Genomic DNA, 1651 nt, shown 5'->3' with positions numbered 1-1651 from the left:
ACCGCCTTCTGGCCGATCAGGCGGGCGGGGCGCGCGGGATCGGGCCGCCCCATCTGGTCGGTGATGCCGTCGGTCATCAGGTAGAAGGTCGCGCCCGCGACCGGCACGGAGACGTCGCGCTCCGGCAGCACCTCGCGCCCGGTGCGGGGATAGCCGAGGCCGCGCTTCTCCCCGCGGATGCGCTCGGCGACGCCGTCGCGGATCACGGTGAGCGACAGGCCGGCGCCCGCGAACAGGAGGGTGCGCGCATCCCGGTCCCAGACGCAGATGCCGCAATCGAGGCCGTCGTCCGACTCCGAGCCGCGGCCGTCCTGGCGCAGCTGCGCCCGCACCATCGTGTCGAGGCCGGCCAGGATCGCGGCAGGCGAGCGCAGGCCGCGCTCGTGCAGCAGGCGGTCGAGGGCGGTGGCCACGATCAGCGTGAGGAAGGCGCCGGGCACGCCGTGGCCGGTGCAGTCGGCGACCACGACGAAGCTCAACCCGTCGACCTCCTCGAGCCAGAAGTAGTCGCCGCCGACGAGGTGGAGCGGCTCCCACAGGACCGCGACCTCGATGCCGGCCCGGTCGAGGGCGGCGTGGTCGGGCAGGACCGAGGACTGGATGCGGCGGGCGTAGCCGATGCTCTCGATCACGAGGCGGTTGGCCTGCTCCAGCTTGGCGTGGGCGGCCGCGAGGTCCCGCAGCAGCTGCTTGGCCTCGTCGCCGGAGCGCAGGCCCTCCACCATGTTGTTGAAGGCCTGGGTGATCACGTCGATCTCGTTGCGCGGGCGGAACTCGCCGTCCATCGCGACGGTGGCCCAGCGCTTGTGCTCGACCTCGCGCATGGCGACGAGCAGGCGCTTCAGGCGGGCGATCACGTGCCGCCGCACCGTCCTATGCAGCGTCGCCACGAAGGTCAGCATCAGCAGCAGGCTGATCGCCAGCGACAGCATCGCCTGCTTCTCGGCGCTGGCGCGGAGGGCCGCGGTGGAGAGAACGACCGTGAGGCTGCCCTCCGCCCGGGTGCCGCCCGCGGGCACGAGGTCGGCGGAGACGTGCGCCAGCTCCCACGGGCGCGTGCGCGGCATCTGCCCGGCCGCGACCACGGTCCGGCCCGACGCGTCGTGCAGGGCGGCGTAGCGGAAGGCCGGGTCGCGGGTCAGCGCGTCGAGGGCGGCGCGGGACCGGGCGGGATCGCGGTTCCAGCCGGGCTGCGCGATGCTGGCGGCGACCAGCGTCGCCATCACCTCGGCGCGCTCGGTGTAGAGCCGATACTGGTCGTTGTAGTTCACCCAGGCGATGGCCGCCTGTGTCAGGAGCACCACCACGGCGATCACCGGGTAGATGCGCAGGAACAGGGTGTAGGCGACGCTGTCGAGGTTGCGCCCGCGGGCGGCGCCGCGCAGGGCGCCCGGCCGCATGATGTCGGCGACGCCCTCTTCCGCGGCCACGTCCGCGAAGCCGAGGTTGGCGGCGAGGTCGTCGCGGCTGAGCGGCCCCAACCCGCGCAGGGACCGGCGCCGAAGCGGGACGGCGGGGCTGGCGCAGTCGCTCATCGTGCCTCTCCGCGCCCCGTCCCGTCCTCGGCCTCCGTGCCGCGGACGCAGTCGCGCCCGGCCGCCTTGGCGGCGTAGAGCGCCGCATCCGCCCGCATCAGCGCCGTCTGCAACGA

1 protein-coding gene is annotated in these 1651 nt (G+C 74.0%); it reads right to left on the bottom strand.

What is annotated here, in order from left to right:
* Window positions 1–1535: SpoIIE family protein phosphatase (locus FV222_RS25255; RefSeq protein WP_147815932.1), on the bottom strand; the 1535-nt coding region annotated here is incomplete at its 3' end.
* Between the last annotated feature and the right edge of the window lie 116 nt (window positions 1536–1651).

The sequence above is a fragment of the Methylobacterium sp. WL103 genome (assembly GCF_008039885.1).
Lineage (GTDB): Bacteria > Pseudomonadota > Alphaproteobacteria > Rhizobiales > Beijerinckiaceae > Methylobacterium > Methylobacterium cerastii.
Note: the sequence above shows the minus strand (reverse complement) of the source record. Positions and strands in the feature narration are given on the sequence as shown.